A 19,149-nucleotide genomic window follows, 5' to 3' on the forward strand; every position below is an offset into this window, starting at 1 on the left:
CGCGGCTATCCCTTGCCGGGGTGGAGCGCGCCGCAGGCGTCGCAGGTACGGGCCTTCTCGTCGTCGTAGAAGGACTGGAAGACCGGAGGCAGGTCGGCGACGATGTCACGGACCTGGAGTTCGACCTCGTGCACCTTGGCGTTGCACTCCAGGCAGTACCACTGGAACTTCTCCAGGACGCCCTCGGGCCTGATCCGCTCGACCAGGAAGCCGACCGAGCCCACCTCGGGCCGCTGCGGCGAGTGCGGCAGGTTGGGCGGGAGCAGCCACATCTGGCCCTCGCGGATGTGCACGGTGTCGGGCCCGTCGGGGGTCATGACATTGACGTGCATGTTCCCGCGTACCTGGTAGAAGAGCTCCTCGTACGGGTCGACGTGGTAGTCGGTGCGGGCGTTGGGGCCGCCGACGACCATGACGATGAGGTCGTTCGAGTCCTCGAAGATGATCTTGTTGCCGACGGGCGGCTTGAGCAGGTGCTGGTGCTCGTCGATCCACTGGTTGAAGTCGATGGGCGGGATCATGATGCTCGCTCCTCCGGGTGATGGGCGACGGCTTGGATCTCGATGAGCAGGTGCGGGTGCGGGAGCTGGTGTACGGCGACGGTCGTGCGGGTCGGGCCGCTCTCGTCGAAGAACTCGGCGTAGACCTCGTTGTAGCCCTTGAAGTCGTTCATGTTGACGAGGTAGGTGGTGATCTGCACCAGGTCGGCCAGCGAGGCGCCCGCCGCCGTGAGGATGTCGCCGATGTTGGTGATCACGGCCCTGGTCTGGGCCCTGATGTCGAGATCGGTCGCGCCGAACTCGTCGACCGAGACGCCCTCGAAGCTGTTGTCGGGCCGGCGCGAGCTCGTGCCCGAGACGTAGAGGAAGTCCCCTGCCCGCCGTACGTGCGGGAATCTGCCGCGCGGGGTGGCCTTGCCCTCGACCAGCATCAGGCGCCCGCCGTCCGGAACGAGGCCGTGCCGAGGCCCTGCACGGTGACGCTGACGTGCAGGCCGGGGCTCAGCGGCTCGGCGGGTGTGGCCGATCCGGCCAGCAGCAGTGCGCCCTCCTCGATGACGACGCCCTGCGCCTGGGCCAGCCTGGCCGCCTCCACCACGGCCCGGCGCGGGTCGCCGAGGATCGCCGCCGTCGAGCCGATGTGCACGGGACGGCCGTCGAAGGAGAAGACGACGCCCAGGTTCCACTGCGCCGGGTCGTAGGGCTGCCAGGGCCCGACGACGTATCCCGCGGCCGAGGTGTTGTCGGCGATCACGCTCTCCAGCGAGAAGCGGAAGTTCTCGTAACGCGAGTCGATGATCTCCAGCCCGGCCGCGACGGCGACGACCGCGCCGGGCGCCAGGGCGTCGGACACGGTCGCGATCTGCCGTCCGACCAGGTAGAACACCTCCGGCTCGACCCTCGGATGGATGAAGTCGGCCACGTCGACCAGGTCGAGCCTGGCCATGTCCTCCGTCACCCGGCCGAGGATCAGGTCGTGCACGCCCATCTGACGGCGCTTGCCCTCGCTGGTGAAACCGAGCTTCACACCCGTCACCCGGCCCTCGCGCAGCCGTACGACCTCCTCCTGGACCGCGTAGGGGTCGGGGACCGAGGCGTGCTGTGCGATGGCGACGGCCTTGCGCCTGGCCTCGTCGAGTTCGTGCGCGAGGCTCATGCCGCGCCCTCCTTGGCCAGGTCGAGTGCGATGTCCACGATCATGTCCTCCTGGCCGCCGACCATACGCCTGCGGCCCGCCTCGGTCAGGATGGCCCTGGTGTCGACGCCGTAGCGCGACGCGGCCGCCTCGGCGTGCCGCAGGAAGCTGGAGTAGACCCCGGCGTAGCCGAGCGTCAGCGTCTCCCTGTCCACCCGCACCGGCCGGTCCTGCAGCGGCCTGATCAGGTCGTCCGCGGCGTCCATCAGCGCGTACAGGTCGCAGCCGTGCTCCCAGCCCATGCGGTCGGCCACCGCGATGAACACCTCGATCGGGCAGTTGCCCGCGCCCGCGCCCATCCCGGCCAGCGACGCGTCCACGCGCAGGCAGCCGTTCTCCACCGCGACCACCGAGTTGGCGACGCCGAGCCCGAGGTTGTGGTGGGCGTGGATGCCGATCTCGGTCGCGGGGTCGAGCGCGTCGCGGTAGGCGACGATGCGCTCGCGCACGCCGTCCATGGTCAGCCCGCCGCCCGAGTCGGTCACATAGACGCAGTGCGCGCCGTAGGACTCCATCAGCTTGGCCTGCTCGGCCAGCACCGAAGGGGGCGCCATGTGCGACATCATCAGGAACCCGGCCACGTCCATGCCGAGTTCGCGGGCCAGGGCGATGTGCTGGGCGGAGATGTCGGCCTCGGTGCAGTGGGTGGCCACGCGCACGGAGCGCACGCCGAGGTCGAAGGCCCTGCGCAGGTCGTGCAGGGTGCCGATGCCGGGCAGCAGCAGGGTGGTGAGCTTGGCGTTGCTCACCGCGCCCGCGACGGCCTCGATCCACTCGGCGTCGGTGTGCGCGCCGGGCCCGTAGTTGAAGCTGCCGCCCGCCAGGCCGTCGCCGTGCGCGACCTCGATGGCGGCCACGCCGGCCGCGTCGAGCGCACGGGCGATCTCGACGGCCTGCTCGACGGTGTACCGGTGCCGGATGGCGTGCATGCCGTCCCGCAGCGTCACGTCCTGTACGTAGATCATGCCGTCGCCAGCCTCTCCGCCGTCCGCAGCGCGGCCGACGTCATGATGTCGAGGTTGCCCGCATACGCAGGCAGGTAGTGCGCCGCGCCCTCGACCTCGAGGAACACACTCACCCGCACCCCACCCTTGGCCCCGGGCACCAGCGTCCAGATCGGCTCGTCCTCCGCGATCTCGGTGAACTGCACCTCCTGCTTCAGCCGGTAGCCGGGCACATAGCCGCGTACCCGCTCGACCATCTCGTGCACGGCCGCGGTGACGGCCGCCTGGTCGCACTCCTCGACGAGGCAGTACACGGTGTCGCGCATGATCAACGGCGGCTCCGCCGGGTTCAGCACGATGATCGCCTTGCCGCGCTCGGCGCCGCCCACCTGCTCGATGGCGCGCGAGGTGGTCTCGGTGAACTCGTCGATGTTGGCCCGGGTGCCGGGCCCCGCCGACTTGGACGCGATCGAGGCGACGATCTCGGCGTACCGCACGGGTGCGACCGAGGAGACCGCGGCGACGATCGGGATCGTGGCCTGGCCGCCGCACGTGACCATGTTCAGGTTCTGCTCGCCGAGATGGGCTTCCAGATTGACCGGCGGGATCACATAGGGCCCGATCGCGGCCGGCGTCAGGTCGATGATCCGCTTGCCGTACGGCTTGAGCACCTCGGCGTTGTGCAGGTGCGCCTTGGCCGATGTGGCGTCGAGCACCACGTCCACGTCGGCGAACTCGGGCAGGGCGACCAGCCCTTCGACACCGTCGGAGGTGGTGGCCAGGCCCCTGCGCGCGGCTCTGGCCAGCCCGTCGGAGGCGGGGTCGATGCCGGCCATCGCGACGACCTCGATCGTCTTGGACAGCAGGGCCTTGAACATGAGGTCGGTGCCGATGTTCCCCGACCCGATGATGGCGATCTTCACGCGAACACCGCCCTGACCGAGCCGAGACCCTCGACGTGCGCCTCGAAGACGTCACCAGCGACCGCCGCGACCATCGGCCCCAGCGCTCCGGTCAGCACGACGTCGCCCGCCCGCAGCGGGAAGTCGGTCTCGGCCAGCGTGTCGGCCAGCCAGACGGCGGCGTTGAGCGGATGCCCGAGGCAGGCGGCGCCCGCACCCGTCGACACCTCGACGCCGAAGCGCGTCATCGTCATCCCCGCCAGCCGCAGGTCGAGGCCGAGCGGCGAGACCGGTGTGTTGCCCAGGACGAAGGCGCCGCTGGAGGCGTTGTCCGCGATGGTGTCGGCCAAGGTGATGTCCCAGTTGTCGATCCGGCTGTCGACGATCTCGATCGCGGGCAGGACGAAGTCGACCGCCCTGATCACGTCGGCCACGGTGAAGGGCCCGCCTTCGAGGTCGCTCTTGAGCACCAGCGCCACCTCCGCCTCGGCCTTCGGCTGCAGGAAGCGCGAGGTCGGCACCGGCAGCCCGTCCAGGTAGGCCATGTCGGCGAACAGCATCCCGAAGTCGGGCTGGTCGACGCCGAGCTGCTTCTGCACGCTCTGCGAGGTCAGCCCGATCTTCCTGCCGACCAGCCTGCGCCCGGCGGCCAGCGCCCGGCGCGTGTTGATCTCCTGTACGGCATAGCCGTCTCGCGCCGTGGCGACCAGGTCCCTGACGGGAGCGCACGGCTTGCCTGAGCGCTCGGCGTCAAGCAGCCGGTCGGCCGCCTGGGCGCGGACGTCCACGGCCTCTGACCACTCGTCATTCATCGGGCTGCTCCAGCTTGATCGTGATCGTGGTTGGCTCTGAGTAGAAGTCGAGCGACTGGGTGCCGCCTTCGCGGCCGATGCCCGACAGCTTCACGCCGCCGAACGGCGTGCGCAGGTCGCGCAGGTACCAGGTGTTGACCCAGACCAGGCCCGCCTCAAGGCGCTGGGCGACGCGGTGCGCCCGGTTCAGCGAGCCGGTCCACACCGTGGCCGCCAGGCCGTACTCGCTGTCGTTGGCCAGGGCGACGGCCTCGGACTCGGTGTCGAACGGCGTGATGTGGCAGACCGGGCCGAAGATCTCCTCGCGGTTGACGCGGGAGTCGTGCGGCAGGCCGGTCAGGATCGTGGGCTCGACGAAGTAGCCGCCGTCGCGCTCGTCGCCGAAGTGTGGCACGCCGCCGCCGAGCAGGACCTTGGCGCCTTCGGACCTGGCCAGTTCGAAGTAGGACAGCACCTTCTCGCGGTGTGCCTGCGAGATCATCGGCTGGGTGGCGAAGGCCCGCTCGGCCAGCCGTGCGCAGAACTCCTCGAAGATCGGGCGTTCGACGTAGAGCCGTTCGGTGCACAGGCAGACCTGGCCGCCGTTGGTGAACACCGAGCGCACACTGCCTTCGACGGCCTGCTCCAGATCGGCGTCGGCGAAGACCAGGCCCGCGTTCTTGCCGCCGAGCTCGAACGAGACCGGCTTGACCCGGTCGGCGACCGCTTTCATGATCGTAGTACCGGTCCTGGTCGAGCCGGTGAAGGTGACGCCGTCGACGTCCTTGTGCTCGACGAGGTACTGCCCGGTGGGCCCGTAGCCGTAGACGATGTTGAGCACGCCCGCCGGAAGGCCGATCTCGGCACACACCTCGGCCAGCAGCGCGGCCGAGCTCGGCGTGTTCTCCGACGGCTTGACCACCACCGTGTTGCCCGCGACCAGCGCGGGGCCGAGCTTCCACGTCATGAGCAGGAACGGCAGGTTCCACGGCACCACGACCGCGACCACGCCGAGCGGCCTGCGCACGGTGTAGCTCAGCACACCCGGCAGGTGGAAGGCGTCGTCGGGCCGCTGGGCGGCGATCTCGGCGAACGCCCGGAAATTGGCCGCTCCTCGTGGGATGTCCAGCGTCCTGGTCTGTTCGACCGGTTTGCCGGTGTCGGCGATCTCGGCCGCGACGAAGTCGTCGAACCTGGCCTCGATCCCGTCGGCGAGCCTGCGCATCCACACGGCCCGTTCGGCCACGGGCGATTCGGCCCAGCCGACGGCCGCCGCACGGGCGGCTCGCACCGCCCGATCCACGATCTCCCGGTCCGCCTCGTGGACCTGCCGGATCACGGCGCCGGTCACGGGGTCGTACGCGGGGAAGAGCGGACCCTCGGCGACCTGTTGGCCACCGATGAAGTGGGTCACCTGGTCAAACAACGCAGTCTCCTCATCTGTCCGTGTCTATGGGTATAGATCCGATCACGGGTTATGGACAACAATGAGTTCCGTGACACGGAACCCCGACCGGCTCTCGATGCTGGAGAAGTCATGGTTGGTCCTCGACGCGTTCCGCCCCACGGGCGGGCCCCTTCGTCTCATCGACGTCGCCGAGCGCTGCCATCTGCCCAAGACCACCGCCTTCCGCCTGCTGACCGAGCTGACCGAGATCGGCGCGGTCGATCGCCGCGAGGACGGCTACTATCTCGGCCGCCGCCTGTTCGAACTCGGATGCATCGTCCCCCTCGAACGCGACCTGCGCCACGCCGCCCTGCCGTTCATGCACGATCTGTACGAGGCCACGCACGAGACCATCCATCTGGGGGTGCGCGACGGGCTCGACGTGGTGTACGTGGAGAAGATCCGGGGGCACGAGTCGTTCTCGCTGCCCTCGCGGGTGGGCGGGCGGCTCCCGCTGACCTGCACGGGGGTGGGCAAGGCGCTGCTGGCCTACTCCGGGCCCGAGTTCATCGACGAGGTGCTGGCCAGGCCGCTGCGCCGGCTCACGCCTCACTCGATCATCGACGCCAAACGGCTGGAGGAGGCGATCGGCCAGATCCAGGCGGCCGGGCTCGCCTACGAGCGTGAGGAGGCGCAGCTCGGCGGCGCCTGCATCGCCGCTCCCGTCTTCTGCGACGGCGCCGTGGTCGCGGCGCTGTCGGTGTCGGTGCCGCTGGCCAGGTTCCATCCGACCAGGCTCGCGCCCGCGGTGAAGACGGCCGCGCTAGGGGTGTCGCGGGCCCTCGCCCGGTCGATCTAGCTGCTTGCGCAGGGCCGTGAGCTCGGCCAGGAGCCGTTCGGTGGCGTCGTTCTGCGCGACGTCCGAGCGCAGGGCCGCGGCCTGCAGCCTGGCGCCGAACCAGGAGGCGGCCGACGCGGTCACCGCGCCGATCAGCGCGATGCCGCCGAGCATGACGAACGCCGCGACGAACCTGCCGAGCCCGGTGACCGGATAGGTGTCGCCGTACCCGACCGTGGTGACGGTGGTCAGCACCCACCACAGCGCCTGGCCGAGTGTGGTGATCGTCGCGCCCGGCGCGTCCCGCTCGGCGTTCAGCACGGTGATCGCTCCCGCGAAGCCGAGGAACACCACCGACACCACGCCGTACATGGCGACGAGCCGCTGCTCCGGCATGCTCGACGAGCGGCGCTTGTGCAACGACTGCAGCAACGGCACGACCCGCAGCGACCGCAGCAGCGGGATCGCCAGCGTCAGCAGCGCCATCGGATTGCCGCGCACGAACGCCCATCGGTCGTCGGACAGGCGCAGCATGACCGCGTAGTCGAGGATGTAGGCCACCCACACGGCGATCCGCACGACGGCGCACACGTGACGCCAGAACGGCGCCAGGTCGACCTGGAGGATCGGCCAGGCGTAGGCGGCGTAGAACAGCAGTCCCGCCAGCAGGAGCGGCACCTCGGTGCGCTGACGCCAGCGAGCTGTGGTCATCGCCCCAGCATGCCGAGACCGGCAGGTGTTTCAAAGCCCCCCCGCCGCAGTCCATCCTTGATGACCATGCAGCAGCGGATCGACGCGCACGACGGCGCCTTCGACGTGGAGACCTGGCTTCCGCCGAGCGGACACGGACCCGGTGTCGTGCTCATCCAGGAGATCTTCGGCGTCGGCCCCTACATCCGGGCGGTCGCGGCCGACCTGGCCGCCATGGGGTACGTGGTGGCCGCGCCCGACCTGTTCTGGCGGCTGCGGCCGCACTGGGAGGCCGAGCACACCGAGGCGGGCGTCGCGGCCTCGATCGAGCTGTCGTCGCGCTTCGATCCCGAGGCGGCGATCGGCGATCTGGAGCTCCTGGTCGACCGGCTGCGGAACATGCCCGAGGTACGCGGGGGTGTGGGCGTGCTCGGCTTCTGCCTCGGCGGCTCGCTGGCCTTCACCCTGGCCGCCCGGGTGCCGCTGGAGGCCGTGCTGTCCTTCTACGGCTCGACCGTGCCCGCGAACGCCGATCTGCTGGCCGTGATCGAGGCGCCGACCTTGCTGGTGTTCGGCGGGAGCGATCCGTACATCCCTCGTGACCAGGTCGCACGCGTGGAGCGGGCGGCCGAGGGACGGCCGGGCGTGCGGGTGTACGTCGCCGAGGAGGCGGGGCACGCCTTCCACAATTTCGTGGCGCCGATGTTCCATCATCCGGAGGCCGGAGAGCGGGCTTGGCGGGTCGCCACGACCTTTCTCGAAGGCCACCTTCCCGTACCTTAAGACCTGGAGCCCCAGACTCGGATGACTCAACTTTGGAGCATGTGGGGACATGTCATGATCGGGGCACTTTTGGCGGTGCCCCTCGCCGTCGGCGTCGCCTGGCTCACGGCCCGCGCCCGCCGGTATTTCGGCCATCCCTTCCCCACCCGCACGGCCGTCGCCGACACCGTGCTCGTCTTCGGCACCGCGCCCTGGATCTGGATGATCCTCACGCCCGCCACAGGCGCGGAAGGCATGCGGCTCGTCCCCTTCGCCGACCTGGCCGCCGTGCTCACTTCCTCGCCCTGGACGGCGTTCGTGCAGGTCGGAGGCAATCTCCTGGTCTTCGCCGCACTCGGGGCCATGCTTCCCGTGCGGTCGGCGCGCCTGGCCGGACTGCTCCCGGTGGCCGGTGTGGCGGCGCTCGGGTCGGTGACGGTCGAGACCCTTCAGCATGTGCTGCATCTCGGCCGGGTCAGCTCCGTCGACGACGTCCTGCTGAACACTCTGGGTGCGATCTTGGCTGCCGCCCTTAGCCGTCCGTGGTGGATAACGGCAATACCGGCCAGGACCGTTCCACACTAACGGACTGCGAAAACCCCCGAAGATCACCACACAGGCACGATCCACTCAAAAGAAGCACGGGACCAACCTGCGTATCTGTGCGATCGTGGACAAGGCGGGGCAAGTTCTCTGGAGACGCCAAACCCGGTTGGTGACAGAGGGTGATCGAACGTGTCTGAAGTCCCGGTACCCCACGAGCCCCCCATCTATCGCAGGATCGCCGACAGCCTCCGTGACCGGATCCTGTCCGGCGAGTTGAGAGATGGGGATCGGCTACCGGGCGAGAACGCGCTCATGGCCGAATACACGATCGCTCGCGCCACGGCCAGGCAGGCGCTTGCCGTACTGATCAACGAAGGCCTGGCTGTGCCAAAACGAGGCTCGGGGGTCTATGTGCGACAGTTCAAGCCCATCCGAAGGCACGGGTCCAGGCGTCTGTCCCGCGAGCAGTGGGGACAGGGCCGGGCCATCTGGGACGCCGACGCCAGAGGCAGGTCGGTGGACGTGGACGAGGTGGAGGTCGCCCGCGAGCGCGCCGCCACCGACGTGGCCGCCGTGCTGGCCAGCGAAGAGGTCTGGGTACGGCGCCGCCGCTACCTGGTGGACGGCAGGCCGGTCCAGCTCGCGATGTCCTACTACCCCGCCGACCTGGTCGAGGGAAGCGCGATCACCGTGCTGAACACCGGCCCGGGAGGCGCATACGCCAGGCTCGGCGATCTCGGTCATCCTCCCGCGCACTTCACCGAGGAGGTGCGCGCCCGGATGCCGCTGCCGCGCGAGGCGCTCCTGCTCGGTCTGCCGGGTGGCACGCCCGTCATCGCGATCTCGCGCACGGCCTACACGGCGGGCGGTGAGCCGGTCGAGCTCAACGAGATGATCCTGGACTCAGCGTCATACGTACTCCAGTACGACTTTGATGCATAAGTCAAGCGATAGGTTGACCTGTCCCTTGCGATCATTGATTTCTCTAGAGATGTACCGCACCGTCGGAGGAGGAAGCGTCGCGTAGCGGGCCCCGGGAAGGGTGACCAGATGTCATTTGACAGGCATCTAGCGGAAATCGCCCGGGAGTTCCCGCTATGGACCATCTGGCGGAGTGACGCAGGCCGCTGGTGGGCCACGCGGCACCGGCCGCTGAGCGCGGAGCAGCGCGAGGCGGGCTGCGCCATGACGATCGACGCCGACGACCCGGAAGGGCTCAAGGAACAGCTGCTCGACCAGCAGCGACGAGCCGACGAACCGCCCATTGGTCCCGCCGACGACGCCGGGACCGCCCAGGGGCCCACCGAGCCCGTCGACGAGCACGACATCGTCGATGGGAGCGAGGAAGGGCCAGGAGATCCGGCCGACGACAGCGGGCAGGCCGGATCGCCCCCATAGCGCGTGCCGTGGATCGTTCCGGGCGGGGGATCCACGGCACGTGCCCGAAGCAGCCCGGTGCCGGGTTCAGCGTCTCGGCGGCCCCGGCACCGGGCCCCCAGGCGCGGAAGCCTCCGACCCTATCGGGGGCGGGGGCTTCCGCCCTGTGAAGACAACCCTCCCTGAGGGCCCCTCCGGCGAAGGCTCCGGCGTGCGACGGCTCAGTGCCTGATCGGTGAGAACGGGTTGTCCGCCTCGGCAGTGCGCTCTCTGCCGAGGTCGACATCGGTGTCTTCGGAGCTCTCAGCGCGCCCCTCGCCGGCGCCCCCGTGCTCCTGTGTCCCGCGCTCCAGGGCCGCGTGCTCCTGGCCCGTGCGCTCCTGGTCGTCGTCGACGATCACGCGTACGGCCTCGACCTCCGACTCGACCTCCGTCTGCTCCAGTGCGGCGGGCGCCTGGACCGGCGGCAGCGTGCGGGCCTCGTCGATCAGCGGTCCGGCGACGCTCTCGCGCTGCATGAGGTCGCCGAGCACCGAGCCGATCTCGGTCAGCCTGCGGACCACCTCGCCGTGCGTGTCGGTGAGGTAGGACACCCTGCGGCCGGTGTGCTCGTCGAGCGTGGCCGCGCGCTGCTGGGCGCTGCCGAGCGTGGCCTCGGCCTCCGCACGCGCCGAGGCGAGCGTCGTCTCCGCCTCGTGGTTGGCCGTGCTGACCGTGTGCTCGGCCTCCGCCTTGGCCGCCTCGACCATGCGCTCGGACTCGTTCTTGGCCGAGGTGAGCACGCGCTCGGCCTCGGCACGCGCCATCTGCAGCGTCTCGTCGGCCTCGGCGCGAGCGGTGGCCAGCGTCTCCTCGGCGTCGGCGCCCGCCTGGGCGAGCATGCGCTCGGCGGCCGTCGTCGCCTCGGCCACCCGGCGCTCGGCCTCGGCCTGGGCCGAGGTGAGGATCTGGTCGGCCTGCTCACGCGCCGACGTCAGCATGCGCTCGGACTCGGCGCGAGCGGTGTCCCTGAGGTGGGTGGCCTCGGACTCGGCGTCCTCGCGTTTGGCCGCCGCCTCCTCCTCGCCCAGCTTGAGAATCTGCGCGAGCCTCGGGCTGAGGTCCTCGTAGTTCTGCGGCGATTCGACCATGCGACGGCGGGCCTCGGCCAGCTCCATGCGACCCTGCTCGGCCTGGTCGATCGCCCTGGCCAGCCGCTCCTCCAGGTCTCTGACCTGATTGCGGCTTCGGATCATGTAGTCGTGAACCTGACGGCGGCTGTAGCCGCGCATGACGACTTCGAAGGAGTCCTCTTGCATCAGGTCGGGGAAACTGTCGTGCTGGTTCGTCATGGGGTTTACCTAGGGGTGGGAGGACTGCGGCTTGTGAGGGTCCGACAGCGAGATGTCAGGAGACGACTTTCCTGCTATCTGCCCAAGTCCGCAACCGGAACGCCGGACCTGCCCGGGAAATATGGGACGACTACGATGTGCCAGGTGTACATCGCTGCATTGGACGACAACGCGCTACCTGACATTCACCCTGAGGCGTACATAGCGCCCGGAGCCGTGGTCGTCGGCCGCGTGCACGTGGGCGCCCGGGCCAGCATCTGGTACGGCTCGGTGCTGCGCGGCGACGACGAGCGGATCGAGATCGGCGAGGAGTGCAACGTGCAGGACCTGTGCTGCCTGCACGCCGACGAGGGCCAGCCCGCCGTGCTCGAACCCAGGGTCAGCCTCGGTCACAAGGCGATGGTGCACGGCGCACACGTCGAGACCGGCGCGCTGATCGGGATCGGCGCGATCGTGCTGGGCGGCGCCAGGATCGGCGCGGGCACGCTGGTCGCGGCGGGCGCGCTCGTCGGGCCGGGCAAGAAGATCCCCGAAGGCGTGCTGGTCGCGGGTGTGCCCGGCAAGGTGGTCAGGGAGCTCACCGACGCCGACCGGGCCTCCTTCTCCGGCACGCCCGACGGCTACATGGCCAAGGCGCTCAGACATCGGCGGGCGTCAGCAGTTTCGTGAGCACGGCGTCCGGCACCTTGACCGGGTCGGTCAGGTCGAGTCCTTTGGGCTGCGCCGGGCGCATGAACCTCACGTAGTCGACGCTCAGCCTGAGGTCGGGGCTGCCCTTCAGGATGCCGGCGTTGGCCTTGACCGGGTCCTTCTTCAGCGGGCCGAAGCTGTCCCAGTCGGTGAAGGCGATCACACCCCACTGCAGCACGCCAGGCAGCTCCGGCCTGGTCCAGCGGCCGGCCAGCTGCCAGGCGCCCGCGTCGCCCGCGCGGTAGAAGGCGGCCACCACGCCGCCCGCCCTGGCCAGGACGAGTTGCACCCAGCCCGAGCGCACCGGCGCCTCCTTGGTCGTGGAGCCGTCGTCCTTGGTGCTCTTCACCTCGACCGTGCTGGGGCGCTCGCCGGTGCCCGTCGTGATCGACAACCAGCGCTGGGAGCCGGGCTCGCGCACCATCGCGCCGCCGAGCGAGAACTTGCGCAGCGGCGTCGCCGCCTTGACCCCCTGGGCCCGTACGCGCATGTGCATGACGATGTCGCCGGCGAGCTCCTGGTAGAGCATGGGGCCGCGGAAGCGCTCGAACCAGGCCGACGTCTTGGGCTCCAGGTAGAGGGAGTGCTTGACCGTGGTGTCGGCGTCCAGCTTGGTCAGCAGGTCCTGGCCGCCCTCGGTCTCGTTCAGCCTGGTCCACGCGCCGAGCTCGGCGGGACCCGCGAACTCGCTCGACGCCGAGCCCACCTCCCCGCCCGTGATCGGCGCTCTGGCCTGGGCGAGTGTCAGCGTCGCTGGGGCCGAAGGTGCGGCAGAGGGGCCTCCGGCCGCACACCCACTGACAAGTCCGACAATGCTCAGAAACAGCACGATCTTTGGGCGCATGGTGCACATTCTGTATCGCGTGACTGAGAACTGACTTGTGGCCTGCCAGTAGCATGACGCCGTGCACCCAGCAGCGGCCTCGCCGTACTCCACGGTCGAGGCCGAGGTGCGTGCCACGGTGGGCGACCCGCGCTGGAGCGGTCTGCCTGATCACGTGCGCGCCCGGGTGGTCGCCGAGAGGTCCCTGGTGGCCGCCGACGGGTCCCGCTGGCTGTTCGGCGCCCATGCCAGGTGGTATCTCCTGGACACCTACGACGGCCGCTGGCACCTTTCGCCGCCGCCCCTCGACGACCGGGCCAGGATCTCCGCGCTGACCGTTCCACTGCCCGCGCAGCTGGTGCCGCAGGGGCCCGACTTCGCCCACGAGCGCGGCTCGGTCCAGGCCTTCGTCGGGCCCGACGTTCCGCACGGCATCGTCGACGCCGTGCGCGACCTGGTCAGGGCCAACGCCAGGCGCGATCACGGCGGCAGGCGGCCGGGCACGTTCGTCGCGGAGTTCGCCGCCGACGTGCCCGACGTCATCGCGGCGGTGTGGGGCACGATCATGTGGTGCGCCTACGCGCCCGCCTTCGACGGCAACGAACGGCTGCTCGGCGTGTTCGGCGAGTTCCTGGTCAGGCCGCTGCCCGGCGACGAGTGGGTGCGCTGGCTGCGGCCCGTCGCGCTGCTCGACCTGGCCGCCCTCCTCACCGAGTGCCTGCCCTCGCCGTCCACGGGCCAGGGCCTGCGGCTGCTCGCGCTGATCGCCGACACCGCCCACGTGCTGCGGGCCGACCGGCGTTTCCGGGCCAAGGCCGACGCCCTGCTGGCCATGGTCGAGCCCGCGCTGCACCGGCCCGGCCTCGACGACCGGATCGCCGAGCACGGCCCTGAGGCGGTCAGGGACGTGTGGCTGGCCAGATGTCCCGATCGGCACCGCCTCGCCGTACTCGGGGAGAGCGATCCCGGCGAGCACTTCAGGCACACGCTGTACGACCTGATGACGGCGCTGAGCTTCACGTCAGCGCCCAAACAGAGCGCGGCGGCACTCCTGGCCGCCGACATGGGCGAAGGGCCGCTCTCCCCACGTCTGGAGGCCTGGCTCGATCCGGAGAGCAGACGGCTGGTCCGCGAGGTGCTCGCCTCTCCCGCGCATCCGCTGCGGCGCTGGTGCGACGTCGACGTCCTGCGACCGCCCGACCGCGACTCGGCGGCGGCCGTCGTCGGGGCCGCATACGCGACGGGACTGGCCAGGTGCGCGCTGACGCTGGACGAGCCGCCCGCCGACGGCTTCCCCTCGGCCGGTGTGGTCGTCCCCAGGCTGGTCCACGAGCGCGACGACCAGCCGTGCGCGTGAGCGGCCAGGTCACGGGCCCAGGAATCCCCCACGACGACATTTGTCCCTTACTCCGCACATACCGCTATAAGACCTCACACATCCGCCAGTTCACAGAATCGTGATCCGAGATTCGGGAAATGATCCTCGTGGGGCGGCGAGGGCACCGGAAGGAATGACCCCGATGGGCCATGTCGCAGGAAGGGCCTCAGCCGTAACCTCGGAGTGGGTGTGGACTGCGGAAGGAAGGACGACGCGGTGGGGCACGACGACCTGGACTCTCGGGTCCACGACCGTGTCGCGTTGGACGAGATCGCGCTCTATGCCGAGGTGCTGACCGCGGTCGCTATCAGCGAGCAGCGGCTGACCTTGGACGAGCTCGACGACGCGCTCGGATTGCGGACCTCGGCGAGTTGCTGAGGACCATCACAATTACCTAGTCCCGGGCTCCACAGGGGTCCGGGACGCTGGTTTTCCCCGGCCTTGCGCACGGCCATGTGACTAGTCCTACGATCTGACCAGCCTCGCGATGGCGGCCGAGGCCTCCTTGACCTTCGCGTCGGCGTCGGGGCCGCCGGTGCTGATCGCATCGGCCACGCAGTGCGCGATGTGGTCCTCGAGCAGCCCCAGCGCCACGGCCTGCAACGCCCGCGTCGCCGCCGAGACCTGGGTGAGGATGTCGATGCAGTAGGCGTCGTCCTCGACCATGCGCTGCAGACCCCTGATCTGCCCTTCGATGCGGCGCAACCTTGTCTGGTAAGCCTGCTTGTCCCCGCTGTAGCCATGCATGGGTCAACGGTACCCGGCTTCAGCGCAGGTCGGAGATCATCTTCTCCCACTGCTCGGCGACCTCTCCCGCCGCGTGCCGCCTGGCGGTCTCCAGCGCTCCCGCGGCGAGCGACCTGCGCCGCAGATCGTCGTCGATGAGCGTGAGCAGCGCCGCCGAGAACGCCGCGAGCTCGCCCTCTCCCTCGGGCACGAGCACCCCGTTGTAGCCGGTCACCACCCGCTCGCCCGGCCCGCGCGGGCTGTCGAACGCCACCACGGGCACCCCGCACCCCAGCGCTTCGAGCACGGTCATGCCCATGGCCTCGCTGCGCGAGGTCGTCGCCACGATCGACGACTTGGCGAACTCCCCCGCCAGGTCGGACGTCGTGCCCATGAAGTACACGTGGTTGTGCAGCCCCAGCTCACCCACCAGCGACCTGAGCCGCCGCTCCTCGGGCCCCGAGCCGTAGAGCCGCAGCCGCCAGTCGGGCCGTTTGTCCGCCACCCCGGCGAACGCCCTGATCAGCCGGTCGTACGCCTTGACCGGCACCCACCTGCCCCCGGCCGCGACGATCCTGTTGTCCATACGCGAACGCGGCCACAGCCCCCTCGGCAGGACGTCGGGCAGCGAGTGCACGACCGGCCCGCCCTCGCCGAGCAGTCGCTCCCAGTCGCCTTTGGCGTCGTCGGTCGAGGCGGCCACGGCGTCGAGCCTGGGATAGAAGCGCTGCACCGGCCCCGGCACCGACGGCCTGCCCCACTCCCTGGCGATCCGCACGACCTCACGGGGCGCGTGCCTGGCCGCCTGCACGCCGATGCCGGGCCTGGTGGTCACCAGCACGTCGGCCTTCAGCGTGCGCAGCAGCCGCCACAACGCCACCTCGGTGCGCATCTGGCCGCGCGGCAGCAGGTGGCGCACACCGGGCCTGGCGTCGATGAGCGAGCGCATCCTGACCTTGGGCGCCACGGGGAAGAACGGCTTGTCCCGCTGCCGCCTGACGCTGACCACCTCGACCTCGTGCCGCGAGGCCAGCTCGCCCGCCAGGTTGAGCGTCGAGCGCACATCACCCCGCATGCCGTACGCCGAGGGCAGGACCAGGCAGATCTTCACCCGCCTACCTCGATCCGCAGCTCGTCGTCGGCGGTGTAGGAGGGGCGGATCGGCACGCCGTCGACCTTGGCCGCCGGGTAGTGCACGCGGCGGCGTTTGCCGTCGATGTCGTCCAGCCGCGAGCCCAGGCGCAGCGGGGTGGCCACGCCCTTGACCTCCAGCGTGGGCTCCCACGTGCCCGAGCCTTCGGGATCGGCCGCCAGCACGTCGACCAGCGAGAGCGCCGCGTGGAAGCGCACGCCCTGCACGGTGGCGACCGCGGCCACCTCGGCGGCCGGCTGCCTGCGGTGCAGCGAGAGCCTGGCCTCGTGCCGCGCGTCGTCGTCGTCGAGCCCGGTGAAGGCCAGCAGCCCGGTCACCTCGAACCTGCCCTCCCGAAACCACACCGCGCGCACCTCGGCCGCAGGCTCGGCGTCGCTGACCTTCACCGCGAGGAAGCCGTTGCGAGTGCGGTAGGAGCGGTAGCACAGCGTGCGGCGCGAGATGGCATAGGCGTCGAGGTGGTCGAGGGAGAAACCGGGATCGACGCTGGCGAGCCTGACCCGCTCGTTGCCGTGGCGCAGATAGGTGTCCCAGCGCCCTTCGCTGAGCGTCAGCGGCGCCAGCGAGACGGCGAGCGAGGAGTCGCGTACGGCGGCGCCGATCGCGATCACGCGTTCGGTCCCCGCGGCCCGGTGGCGCAGCACCAGCTCCGTCTCGTCGGGCAACGGCTCGTCGAGCGACAGTCGTAGGGAGAGGACGTCAGCCAGGGTGACCTCGGCATCGGTGACGACCACTCGCATCACCAGCCCCCTCCCCGTCGAATGAGCCGTGCGACGTTGAGGTTACCGTGATTTTCCCGTTATGTGGATGCCGGATTTCCCGTACCCGACCCCTCTGACGTGCGGAAGTCCTCCACAAGATCTGTGGAGGACTTCCGACAGAACAGGTCAGGACGCGCCCTTGACCGACTTGATCAGGAGCTGCGCGACGTCCACGACCTCCAGGCTCTCCTTGGCCTCACCGGCGTTCTTCTTCTCGTTGATGGCGTCGCCGAGCATGACCATGCAGAACGGGCACGCTGTGGAAACGGTGTCCGGATCGGTGGTCAGGGCCTCGTCCACGCGCTCGGTGTTGATGCGCTTGCCGAGACGCTCCTCCATCCACATGCGCGCCCCTCCGGCGCCGCAGCAGAAGCCCCTGTCCTTGTGCCGATGCATCTCCTGGGTCGTCACGCCAGGCACCTTGGCCATGATGTCGCGTGGCTGGGAGTACACCTTATTGTGGCGGCCGAGGAAGCACGGGTCGTGGTAGGTGATCTTCTCCTCGATCGGGGTGATCGGGGTGAGCAGGCCCTCGTCGACCAGCTTGGACAGCAGCTGCGTGTGGTGCACGACCTCGTAGGTGCCGCCGAGCTGCGGATACTCGTTGGCCAGGGTGTTGAAGCAGTGCGGGCAGGTCGCGACGATCTTCTTGACGCCGGCCTCGTTGAGGGTCTCGATGTTCTGCTGGGCGAGCATGTTGAACAGGAACTCCATGCCCAGCCGCCTGGCCGGGTCGCCCGTGCACGCCTCGGCCGGGCCGAGCACGGCGAACTTCACCCCGGCGATGTGCAGGAGCTCGGCGACCGCCTTGGTGGTCTTCTTCGCCCGGTCCTCCAGCGCTCCCGCGCAGCCGACCCAGAACAGGTACTCGGTGTCCTCGGGCATCTTCTCGTCGACGAGTTCGACCTCGAAGTCGAGCTCGGCGATCCAGTCGGCGCGCTTCATCTCGGACATGCCCCACGGGTTGCCCTTGTTCTCCAGGTTCTTCACCATCACTCCCGCCTCGGACGGGAACGACGACTCCACCATCACCTGGTAGCGGCGCATGTCGAGGATGTGGTCGATGTGCTCGATGTCCACAGGGCACTGCTCGACGCAGGCGCCGCAGTTCGTGCACGACCACAGCACGTCGGGATGGATGACGCCTTCTTCGCCGACGAGCGGCTTGTCCAGCAGCGCCAGCACGTCGGTGCCCGCGTGGGCGCGCTGCTCCTCGCTCATCATGAGGTACGGCGCGACCTTGAAGGCGTGGTCGCGCTGGTCGAGGATCAGCATCTTGGGCGAGAGCGGCTTGTCGGTGTTCCAGGCCGGGCACTGCGACTGGCACCGGCCGCACTCGGTGCAGGTGTAGAAGTCGAGGAAGCCCTTCCAGGTGGTGTCCTCGATCTTGCCTCTGCCCAGCTTGTCGCCGTCGAGGTCCTCGTCCTCGAAGTCGACGACCTTGCCGTCGATGCGCATCTCCTGCGCGGCGCCGAGCCCGTCGGGGCGGCGCGAGAACATCACGTTGAGCGGCGCGGTGAAGATGTGCAGGTGCTTGGAGTTCACCACGATGACGGAGAAGACCAGCATGACGCCGATGTGCAGCAGCAGTGCGACGCCCTCGAACGTCTCGCTCGTCGGCAGGATCTTCGCCACGGCCAGCGAGGCGAAGGCGCCCGAGTCGTAGGGGAAGTTGCCGGTGTTGACCGCGGCGCCGCGGGCCAGGAACAGCGTCCAGATGATGTTGAAGATCATGAACAGGACGACCCAGGCGCCACCCAGGTGCGAGCCGGAGAAACGCGAGCTGCGGCCGAGCCTCTTGGGCGAGTTCTTGATCCGGATGATCGCGAAGGCGAGCAGGCCGAGCAGACAGGCGACCGCGATGAAGTCCTGCAGGAAGCCCAGGATCGGCCAGGTGCCGATGATCGGGATGTGGAAGTTCGCATGCCCGGTGATCGCGCCCTGGATGATGGCGCCGTACGCCTCCACGTACACGGTCAGCAGGATGAAGAACGCCCACATGACGAAGAAGTGCGCGACGCCGGACGCGGTCCACTTCAGCAGCTTCTTCTGGCCGAACACCTCGACCAGCTGGGCCTTGATCTCGGTGCCGACATGCGTCCTGGCATACTCGATCCGCTCAGGGGCGGGTGGCCCCACGGTGGCGAGCTTGAAAAGGAACAGCACCCGCCTGCCCGCCACGGCGACTGCCACGGCGGTCATGACGAACGCGATGATGGCCACCCAGAGCACGGGTCCTCCCACAGACTGCATTGGCCGCGTTGGCTGCCAGCGTACGACCGCCGGTCATCCACGGTGACGACGAGGTCTCCCGGAATCCTACCGATGGGTAACAAATACCCACCAGGAACTCGG

General features: G+C 69.5%; 22 protein-coding genes. 8 read left to right on the forward strand and 14 right to left on the reverse strand.

Annotated features, from left to right (window positions below; all coding sequences use genetic code 11):
* Positions 1-5 precede the first annotated feature (5 nt).
* Genes ACTWNK_RS41190 through ACTWNK_RS41220 form a run of 7 tightly spaced genes read right to left on the reverse strand, consistent with a single transcriptional unit; the run spans position 6 to position 5,758 of the window.
* Positions 6-521, reverse strand: a complete 516-nt coding sequence (locus tag ACTWNK_RS41190) for a 3-hydroxyanthranilate 3,4-dioxygenase (protein ID WP_474310441.1) — start codon at positions 519-521, stop codon at positions 6-8.
* A complete protein-coding gene (locus ACTWNK_RS41195) occupies positions 518-931 on the reverse strand; it encodes a RidA family protein (protein ID WP_474310443.1) in 414 nt (137 codons plus the stop codon). Before ACTWNK_RS41195 ends, ACTWNK_RS41190 begins: the two co-directional genes overlap by 4 nt.
* Entirely contained in the window at positions 931-1,656 is a 726-nt protein-coding gene (locus tag ACTWNK_RS41200) for a 2-keto-4-pentenoate hydratase (RefSeq protein ID WP_474310445.1), read from the reverse strand. Before ACTWNK_RS41200 ends, ACTWNK_RS41195 begins: the two co-directional genes overlap by 1 nt.
* Complete coding sequence (gene dmpG, locus ACTWNK_RS41205) at positions 1,653-2,660, reverse strand: 4-hydroxy-2-oxovalerate aldolase (protein WP_474310447.1); 1,008 nt, start codon at positions 2,658-2,660, stop codon at positions 1,653-1,655. Before dmpG ends, ACTWNK_RS41200 begins: the two co-directional genes overlap by 4 nt.
* Positions 2,657-3,562 carry an acetaldehyde dehydrogenase (acetylating) gene (locus ACTWNK_RS41210; protein ID WP_474310449.1) on the reverse strand — a complete coding sequence of 302 codons (906 nt, stop codon included), beginning with the start codon at positions 3,560-3,562 and terminating at the stop codon, positions 2,657-2,659. The genes dmpG and ACTWNK_RS41210 overlap by 4 nt, the downstream gene beginning before the upstream one ends.
* Positions 3,559-4,353, reverse strand: coding sequence for a 2-keto-4-pentenoate hydratase (locus ACTWNK_RS41215; RefSeq protein ID WP_474310451.1), 795 nt, complete (start codon positions 4,351-4,353; stop codon positions 3,559-3,561). The genes ACTWNK_RS41210 and ACTWNK_RS41215 overlap by 4 nt, the downstream gene beginning before the upstream one ends.
* Positions 4,346-5,758 (reverse strand): 2-hydroxymuconic semialdehyde dehydrogenase, encoded by a 1,413-nt coding sequence (locus ACTWNK_RS41220; RefSeq protein WP_474310453.1) that lies wholly within the window; start codon positions 5,756-5,758, stop codon positions 4,346-4,348. Before ACTWNK_RS41220 ends, ACTWNK_RS41215 begins: the two co-directional genes overlap by 8 nt.
* A 61-nt stretch (positions 5,759-5,819) precedes the next feature.
* On the opposite strand from ACTWNK_RS41220, the gene ACTWNK_RS41225 reads away from it, so the two are divergent.
* Complete coding sequence (locus ACTWNK_RS41225) at positions 5,820-6,578, forward strand: IclR family transcriptional regulator (RefSeq protein WP_474310455.1); 759 nt, start codon at positions 5,820-5,822, stop codon at positions 6,576-6,578.
* On the opposite strand, the gene ACTWNK_RS41230 is transcribed toward ACTWNK_RS41225, so the two are convergent.
* The gene (locus ACTWNK_RS41230) at positions 6,543-7,268 is read right to left on the reverse strand and encodes a potassium channel family protein (RefSeq protein WP_474310456.1); all 726 of its coding nucleotides are present in this window, start codon (positions 7,266-7,268) and stop codon (positions 6,543-6,545) included. The genes ACTWNK_RS41225 and ACTWNK_RS41230 overlap by 36 nt on opposite strands.
* Before the next feature lie 66 nt (positions 7,269-7,334).
* Between ACTWNK_RS41230 and ACTWNK_RS41235 the strand changes: the two genes are divergently transcribed.
* The 4 genes from ACTWNK_RS41235 (at position 7,335) to ACTWNK_RS41250 (ending at position 9,953) form a co-directional block, all read left to right on the forward strand.
* Positions 7,335-8,030 carry a dienelactone hydrolase family protein gene (locus ACTWNK_RS41235; protein ID WP_474310457.1) on the forward strand — a complete coding sequence of 232 codons (696 nt, stop codon included), beginning with the start codon at positions 7,335-7,337 and terminating at the stop codon, positions 8,028-8,030.
* A 54-nt stretch (positions 8,031-8,084) separates the two neighbouring features.
* Positions 8,085-8,594 carry a VanZ family protein gene (locus ACTWNK_RS41240; RefSeq protein WP_474310460.1) on the forward strand — a complete coding sequence of 170 codons (510 nt, stop codon included), beginning with the start codon at positions 8,085-8,087 and terminating at the stop codon, positions 8,592-8,594.
* 150 nt (positions 8,595-8,744) lie between these two features.
* Positions 8,745-9,497 carry a GntR family transcriptional regulator gene (locus ACTWNK_RS41245; RefSeq protein WP_474310461.1) on the forward strand — a complete coding sequence of 251 codons (753 nt, stop codon included), beginning with the start codon at positions 8,745-8,747 and terminating at the stop codon, positions 9,495-9,497.
* Positions 9,498-9,740: 243 nt separating this feature from the next.
* On the forward strand, positions 9,741-9,953 hold the full coding sequence (locus tag ACTWNK_RS41250; RefSeq protein WP_474310462.1) for a hypothetical protein: 213 nt from the start codon (positions 9,741-9,743) through the stop codon (positions 9,951-9,953).
* Between the two features lie 200 nt (positions 9,954-10,153).
* Here the strand turns inward: ACTWNK_RS41250 and ACTWNK_RS41255 are convergent, their stop codons facing one another.
* On the reverse strand, positions 10,154-11,263 hold the full coding sequence (locus ACTWNK_RS41255; RefSeq protein WP_474310464.1) for a hypothetical protein: 1,110 nt from the start codon (positions 11,261-11,263) through the stop codon (positions 10,154-10,156).
* Positions 11,264-11,407: 144 nt separating this feature from the next.
* On the opposite strand from ACTWNK_RS41255, the gene ACTWNK_RS41260 reads away from it, so the two are divergent.
* A complete protein-coding gene (locus ACTWNK_RS41260) occupies positions 11,408-11,932 on the forward strand; it encodes a gamma carbonic anhydrase family protein (RefSeq protein ID WP_474310465.1) in 525 nt (174 codons plus the stop codon).
* On the opposite strand, the gene ACTWNK_RS41265 is transcribed toward ACTWNK_RS41260, so the two are convergent.
* Positions 11,901-12,797: a hypothetical protein gene (locus ACTWNK_RS41265; RefSeq protein ID WP_474310466.1), complete on the reverse strand. Its 897-nt coding sequence runs from the start codon at positions 12,795-12,797 to the stop codon at positions 11,901-11,903. The two genes, ACTWNK_RS41260 and ACTWNK_RS41265, sit on opposite strands and share 32 nt — an antisense overlap.
* Before the next feature lie 61 nt (positions 12,798-12,858).
* Between ACTWNK_RS41265 and ACTWNK_RS41270 the strand changes: the two genes are divergently transcribed.
* Together ACTWNK_RS41270 and ACTWNK_RS41275 are read left to right on the forward strand one after the other, a co-directional pair.
* Positions 12,859-14,133: a hypothetical protein gene (locus ACTWNK_RS41270; protein WP_474310467.1), complete on the forward strand. Its 1,275-nt coding sequence runs from the start codon at positions 12,859-12,861 to the stop codon at positions 14,131-14,133.
* A 210-nt stretch (positions 14,134-14,343) separates the two neighbouring features.
* Complete coding sequence (locus tag ACTWNK_RS41275) at positions 14,344-14,532, forward strand: hypothetical protein (protein ID WP_474310469.1); 189 nt, start codon at positions 14,344-14,346, stop codon at positions 14,530-14,532.
* 87 nt (positions 14,533-14,619) lie between these two features.
* Here the strand turns inward: ACTWNK_RS41275 and ACTWNK_RS41280 are convergent, their stop codons facing one another.
* The 4 genes from ACTWNK_RS41280 to ACTWNK_RS41295 form a co-directional block, all read right to left on the reverse strand.
* Positions 14,620-14,901, reverse strand: a complete 282-nt coding sequence (locus ACTWNK_RS41280) for a metal-sensitive transcriptional regulator (RefSeq protein ID WP_474310471.1) — start codon at positions 14,899-14,901, stop codon at positions 14,620-14,622.
* A 19-nt stretch (positions 14,902-14,920) separates the two neighbouring features.
* Complete coding sequence (locus ACTWNK_RS41285; protein ID WP_474310472.1) at positions 14,921-15,991, reverse strand: glycosyltransferase; 1,071 nt, start codon at positions 15,989-15,991, stop codon at positions 14,921-14,923.
* Positions 15,988-16,773, reverse strand: coding sequence for a hypothetical protein (locus ACTWNK_RS41290; protein ID WP_474311136.1), 786 nt, complete (start codon positions 16,771-16,773; stop codon positions 15,988-15,990). The genes ACTWNK_RS41285 and ACTWNK_RS41290 overlap by 4 nt, the downstream gene beginning before the upstream one ends.
* 147 nt (positions 16,774-16,920) lie before the next feature.
* Complete coding sequence (locus ACTWNK_RS41295) at positions 16,921-19,026, reverse strand: (Fe-S)-binding protein (protein ID WP_474310473.1); 2,106 nt, start codon at positions 19,024-19,026, stop codon at positions 16,921-16,923.
* Positions 19,027-19,149: the final 123 nt, after the last annotated feature.

The sequence above is a fragment of the Nonomuraea sp. IBHARD001 genome (assembly GCF_056106265.1).